The following is a 5,893-nucleotide window of genomic DNA, read 5'->3' as shown; positions in this document are numbered from 1 at the left end:
TCGTCGATCGCCTTCTGCCCCTCGACCGTCAGACGGTGCAGCCGGCGGCTGAGCGTGCGCATGATCCAGGCCACCGCCGGGAACAGCACGCCGACGAACAGCGTGAGCTTCCAGTTCAGCCACAGCAGATAGCCCAGCAAGGCCACCAGCGTCAGCGAGTCGCGCACCAGCGACGTCAGGGCGTGGGTGAGCTGGTAGGCGCCGGCCTGGATCTCGAAGGTGACGGTATTGATCAGGTTGCTGGCGGCGTGACGCGAGAACAGCGCGGGCTGCGCGTTCATGAGCCGGTCGAACAGCGCCGTGCGCAGGTCGACCATCGCCCGGTTGGCCGCCCAGGCCAGACCGTACTGGGCGATGAAGCCGGCGAAGCCGCGCAGGCCGAACAGGCCGACGACGATCAGCGGGATCTGCCACAAGGGCAGGGCGCGCTGCTGGAAGCCGGCGTCCAGCAGGTGCTTCATGAACGAGGGGATCAGCGGCTCGGTGAGCGCGCCGACGATGGCGCCGATGGCCGCCAGCGCCAGCCCGCGCCGGCTCGAGGCGAAGAACGGCGCGATCCGCCGCAGGCGTCGGGCGAGCGTCTGGGGGGCGTCGGGCATGGCGGGCGATTATGCGCCGCCCTCCGCGGCGGCCTGCCTACAATGCCGGGTTGCTCCGCAGCGTGAGCGCGCATGACCCAGCCCCGACTCTCCGTCATCCTCATCACCAAGAACGAGGCGCACAACATCGAGGACTGCCTGCGCTCGGTGGCCGGCCTCGCCGACGAGATCGTGGTGGTCGATTCCGGCAGCAGCGACGGCACGGCGGAGATCGCCCGCCGCCTCGGGGCGGAGGTCACCGTCACGCCCGACTGGCCAGGCTTCGGCGTGCAGAAGGGCCGCGCGCTGGCGCGGGCCACGGGCGACTGGGTGCTCAGCCTCGACGCCGACGAGCGCATCAGCCCGGCCCTGGCCGAGCGCATCCGCGCCGTGGTGGGCGGCCCGGGCACCGATACAACCGGTCAAGCTTTCGTGGCGGAAAACGGCCGTGGCGGTGCGACACTCGGCTACGAGCTCTCGCGCCTGTCGAGTTTCTGCGGCCAGTGGATGCGCCACGGCGACTGGTACCCCGACCGGGTGCTGCGCCTGTTCCGCCGCGGCCGTGGCCGTTTCACGGAAGATCTGGTCCACGAGCGCATCGTGGTCGACGGCCCGGTCGGCCGCCTCGACGGAGACCTGCTCCACCACACCATGCCCAGCCTGGACGACGCCCTCGACAAGATGAACCGCTACACCAGCGGCCGGGCGCTCGATCGCGTGCGCGCCGGCCGGCGCGGCGGCCTGGGCGGCGCGCTGGGGCACGGCCTGTGGGCCTTCCTGCGCAGCTACGTGCTCAAGCGCGGCTTCCTCGACGGCCGGCTGGGCTTCGTTCTCGCGGTCTACATCGCCGAAGGCACCTACTACCGCTACCTGAAGATGGCCTACCCGCCGCAAGCGGTGGCGGGCCGTTGAACTCTTCGTCCTTGCCCGACTCACTTGTTCCCATGCTGACAAGAAGAAACATCCTTGCCGCCGGCTTGGCCGGCGGTGCGCTGCCCGCCTGGGCGCAGTTCCGCGTCGAGATCTCGGGCGTGGGCGCCACGCAGATGCCGATTGCGATCCCGCGCTTCCGCGACGAGGACAAGGTCGCGCAGCAGGTCTCGGCCATCGTGCGCGCCGACCTCGAGCGCAGCGGCTTCTTCCGCCCCGTCGACGCCAACGGCACGGCGATGGACGAGACCGCCCGCCCGGCGATGGGCGAGTGGCGCGGCAAGGGCGTCGACGCGCTGGCCGCCGGTTCGGTGCAGCGCCTGGCCGATGGCCGCGTCGACGTGCGCTTCAAGCTGTGGGACGTGGTCAAGGGCACGGAGCTCGGCGGCCAGGCCAGCGCCGTCGACCCGGCCGACCTGCGCCTGGCGGCACACCGCATCGCCGACTACATCTACGAGAAGCTCACCGGCGACAAGGGTGTGTTCTCCACCCGCATCGCCTACGTCACCCGCGGCGGCGGCCGCTACACGCTGCGCGTGGCCGACTCCGACGGCGAGGGCGGTCAGGTGGCGCTGAACAGCCCCGAGCCGATCATCTCTCCGGCCTGGAGCCCCGACGGACGCGAGCTCGCCTACGTCTCCTTCGAGAGCCAGAAGGCCGTGATCTACGCACAGGAAGTGATGAGCGGCAGGCGCCGGCCGATCGCCAACTTCCGCGGTACCAACAGCGCGCCGGCCTGGTCGCCGGACGGCAATGGGCTGGCCGCCACGCTGTCACGCGAGGGGGGCTCGCAGCTCTTCCTGCTCGACCGCAACGGCGGCAACGTGCGCCGGCTCACCAGCAGCCAGGCCATCGACACCGAGCCGGTGTTCGAGCTGCCCGACGGCAAGCGCGTCTACTTCGTCAGCGACCGCGGCGGCGGCCCGCAGGTCTACCGCACGAGCGTGGGCGGCGGCGGCGTGGAGCGCATCACCTTCGCCGGCAGCTACAACATCAGCCCGGCGATCAGCCCCGACGGCCGCACGCTGGCCTACATCTCGCGCCAGGGCAACACCTTCAGGCTGCACACGCTGGACCTCGCCACGCCCGGCGCGCAGCCGGTGGCGCTGACCGACACCGCCGACGACGAGAGCCCGAGCTTCGCGCCCAACGGCAAGCTCATCATCTACGCAACGCGCGCCGGCGGCCGCGACGTGCTGATGACCACCACGCTGGACGGCCGCATCAAGGCGCGTCTCGTCTCCACCAGCGCCGACGTGCGCGAGCCCACCTGGGGCCCGTATGGCCGCTGATCCCGCAGTTCCACCGTCCCCCACCACAAGAGGAGTCCTCATGAACACGACGTCCAAGACCCAACTGCCCAAGATCGCCCTGGCTGCCTTCGCCGCTGCCGTGCTGGCCGGCTGCTCGAGCGTGCCGCTGGACGAGAACAAGGCCGGCGCGCCGGTCGAGTCGCGCAGCACCGCGGGTGCCGGCAGCACGGCTCCGGCGCAAAGCACTGTCACGCCCGTGGACGTGGCCAAGACCGACAGCACCGCGCTGAGCAACCTGCCGCGCGTGGTGTTCTTCGACTTCGACAGCTATGTCGTCAAGGACGAGTTCCGCTCCACCGTGGAAGCCAACGCCAAGGTGCTGACCGCCGATCGCAAGAAGAAGGTCGTGATCGAGGGCCACACCGACGAGCGCGGCGGCCGCGAGTACAACCTGGCTCTCGGCCAGAAGCGCGCGGAAGCGGTGGCGCGCTCGCTGGCCCTGCTGGGTGCCCAGAGCGGCCAGATGGAGGCCGTGAGCTTCGGCAAGGAGCGCCCGGCGGTGCAGGGCAGCGACGAAGCGGCGTGGGCGAAGAACCGCCGCGCCGAACTGGTGTACCGTTGAACCGGAGATGACGCCGATGTCGGCCATGCTGATGCGAACCTTCACGATCCTCGGCCTGGCCGGCGCGCTGGCGTTGCCGGCGCAGGCCGGCCTGTTCGACGACGACGAGGCCCGCAAGGCCATCCTCGACCTGCGCCAGAAGCTCGAGGCGAGCAACGAGGCCCACCGCGCCAAGCAGGCCGAGCTGAACGCGCAGATGGCCGACCAGCTCTCGCAGCTCAAGCGCAGCCTGCTCGACCTGAACAGCCAGATCGAGCAGATGCGCGCCGAGCTGGCGCGCATGCGCGGCCAGGACGAGCAGCTCTCGCGCGACGTCGCCGAACTGCAGCGCAAGACGAAGGACGTGCAGACCGGCATCGACGAGCGCATCCGCAAGCTCGAGCCGATCAGCGTCACGGTCGACGACAAGCAGTTCCTCGCCGACCCGGAAGAGAAGCGCCTGTACGACGAGGCCTTCGCCCACATCCGCTCGGGCGACTTCGTGGCGGCCGGCGCCGGCCTGTCGACCTTCCTGCGCCGCTACCCGCTCAGTGGCTATGCCGACTCGGCCACCTTCTGGCTCGGCAATGCCCAGTACGGGCAGCGCCAGTACAAGGAGGCGATCGCGTCGTTCCGCTCGCTGCTGTCGAGCAACCCGGCCCACCCCAAGGCGCCGGAGGCGATGCTCGCCATCGCCAACTGCCAGATCGAGCTGAAGGACAGCCGCGGTGCGCGCAAGACCATCGGCGAGTTGGTGCAGGCTTACCCGAAGTCCGAGGCGGCGCAGGCCGGCCGCGAGCGCCTGGCATCGCTGAAGTAGTCCGCGCGGGCCGCGATTCCGGGCAGCGCCGAGGCGCTGCTTAAAATCGCGGCATGCAGGACATCGACATCGCGGCGCTCGGCCGCACCGTGCTGTGGGCCTCGTTCGCCCTGGCCGTGATCTTCGGCGCCATCGCGCAACGCACCCACTTCTGCACCATGGGTGCGGTTTCCGACATCATGACCATGGGCGACTGGTCGCGCATGCGCATGTGGGTCACGGCCATGGGCGTGGCCATGATCGGCTTCAACGCCATGGTGGGCCTGGGCTGGCTGGAGGCCGCCGACACCATCTATGCCGGGCCGCGATTCATCTGGCTGTCGGCGCTGGTGGGCGGCGCGATGTTCGGCTTCGGCATGGTGCTGGCCTCGGGCTGCGGCAGCAAGACGCTGGTGCGCATCGGCGGCGGAAACCTCAAGTCGCTGGTGGTGTTCTTCGTGCTCGGTTTCGCCGCCTTCGCGACGCTTCGCGGCATCACGGCGGTGCTGCGCGTCGCCACCGTCGATGCGGTGGCCGTCGACTTCCCGGGCGGCCAGGACCTGCCCTCGCTGCTGGCCGCGGCCACCGGCATGGCGAAGAACACGCTGGCTGCCGTGGTCGGCATCGGGCTCGGCGCCGCGCTGCTGGTGTGGGCGCTGATGCGGCGCGAAGGCCGCAGCGCCGACAACCTGCTCGGCGGCCTCGGCCTGGGCGCGATCATCGCCGCGCTGTGGTGGGTGTCGGGTCGGCTCGGCCATGTCGCCGAAGACCCGAACACGCTGGAAGAGGTGTTCGTCGCCACCAACTCGCGCGGCATGGAGTCGCTCACCTTCGTCGCGCCGATGGCGCTGACGATCGACTGGCTGATCTTCTTCAGCGACAAGAGCAAGGTGCTGACCATCGCCATCGTCACCACCGTGGGCGTGGTGGTCGGCTCGGCGCTGTACGCGCTGGCCACCCGCAGCTTCCGCTGGGAGGGCTTCCGCGACGCCGGCGACACCGCGCACCACCTCGTCGGCGCGGTGCTGATGGGCGTGGGCGGCGTCACCGCCATGGGCTGCACCATCGGCCAGGGCCTGTCCGGCCTGTCGACGCTGAGCCTGACGAGCTTCGTCGCCATCGCCGCGATCATCGGCGGCGCGGTGGCCGGGCTGAAGTACCAGTTCTGGCTGATCGAGCGATCGGCATGAGCCCGGCCGCGCCGCCGCTGGCCGAGGCCGACCTCGAGCGGCGCTTCGGCGGCCTGCGGCGGCTGTACGGCGATGTGGCCTATGCGCGCATCCGCGCCGCTCGCATCGCGGTGGTCGGCGTCGGCGGCGTGGGCTCGTGGGCGGCCGAGGTGCTGGCGCGCAGCGGCGTGGCCGAGCTGACCCTGGTCGACCTCGACCACGTGGCCGAATCGAACATCAACCGGCAGGTGCAGGCGCTTGGCGCCACGGTCGGCATGGCCAAGGTGCGGGCATTGGCCGAGCGCATCGGCGACATCCATCCGCAGTGCCGCGTGCACGAGGTCGAGGAGTTCGCACAGGCCGACAACTGGCCGGCCGTGCTGCCGCAGCCGGTGGACGTGGTCATCGACGCCTGCGACCAGCTCCGCGCCAAGGTGGCAATGGCGGCCTGGTCGCTGGCCGCGCGCGTGCCCCTGGTGGTGGTGGGCGCGGCCGGCGGCAAGCGCCGGCCGCAGGCGGTGGAAGTGGACGACCTCGCCGCCGCCACGCACGACCCGCTGCTG

7 protein-coding genes are annotated in these 5,893 nt (G+C 70.8%); 6 read left to right on the top strand and 1 reads right to left on the bottom strand.

Annotated elements, in window-relative coordinates; all coding sequences use genetic code 11:
• The coding region (locus AB7U92_RS20445; protein ID WP_428581295.1) for an ABC transporter transmembrane domain-containing protein at positions 1-599 on the bottom strand (599 nt) is incomplete at its 3' end.
• A gap of 72 nt (positions 600-671) precedes the next feature.
• Between AB7U92_RS20445 and AB7U92_RS20440 the strand changes: the two genes are divergently transcribed.
• The 6 genes from AB7U92_RS20440 to AB7U92_RS20415 form a co-directional block, all read left to right on the top strand.
• Entirely contained in the window at positions 672-1,490 is an 819-nt protein-coding gene (locus AB7U92_RS20440) for a glycosyltransferase family 2 protein (RefSeq protein ID WP_428581292.1), read from the top strand.
• Between the two features lie 32 nt (positions 1,491-1,522).
• Positions 1,523-2,800 carry a Tol-Pal system beta propeller repeat protein TolB gene (gene tolB / locus AB7U92_RS20435; protein WP_428581289.1) on the top strand — a complete coding sequence of 426 codons (1,278 nt, stop codon included), beginning with the start codon at positions 1,523-1,525 and terminating at the stop codon, positions 2,798-2,800.
• A gap of 40 nt (positions 2,801-2,840) precedes the next feature.
• The gene (gene pal / locus AB7U92_RS20430; protein WP_428581286.1) at positions 2,841-3,383 is read left to right on the top strand and encodes a peptidoglycan-associated lipoprotein Pal; all 543 of its coding nucleotides are present in this window, start codon (positions 2,841-2,843) and stop codon (positions 3,381-3,383) included.
• A 25-nt stretch (positions 3,384-3,408) separates the two neighbouring features.
• Positions 3,409-4,182 (top strand): tol-pal system protein YbgF, encoded by a 774-nt coding sequence (ybgF, locus tag AB7U92_RS20425; RefSeq protein WP_428581283.1) that lies wholly within the window; start codon positions 3,409-3,411, stop codon positions 4,180-4,182.
• Between the two features lie 53 nt (positions 4,183-4,235).
• Positions 4,236-5,351, top strand: a complete 1,116-nt coding sequence (locus tag AB7U92_RS20420) for a YeeE/YedE family protein (RefSeq protein WP_428581280.1) — start codon at positions 4,236-4,238, stop codon at positions 5,349-5,351.
• The coding region (locus AB7U92_RS20415) for a tRNA threonylcarbamoyladenosine dehydratase (RefSeq protein WP_428581277.1) at positions 5,348-5,893 on the top strand (546 nt) is incomplete at its 3' end. The genes AB7U92_RS20420 and AB7U92_RS20415, both read left to right, overlap by 4 nt.

Source organism: Piscinibacter sp., assembly GCF_050175855.1.
Classification (GTDB): Bacteria; Pseudomonadota; Gammaproteobacteria; order Burkholderiales; family Burkholderiaceae_C; genus Piscinibacter.
This window is presented reverse-complemented; position numbering and strand designations above follow the sequence as displayed.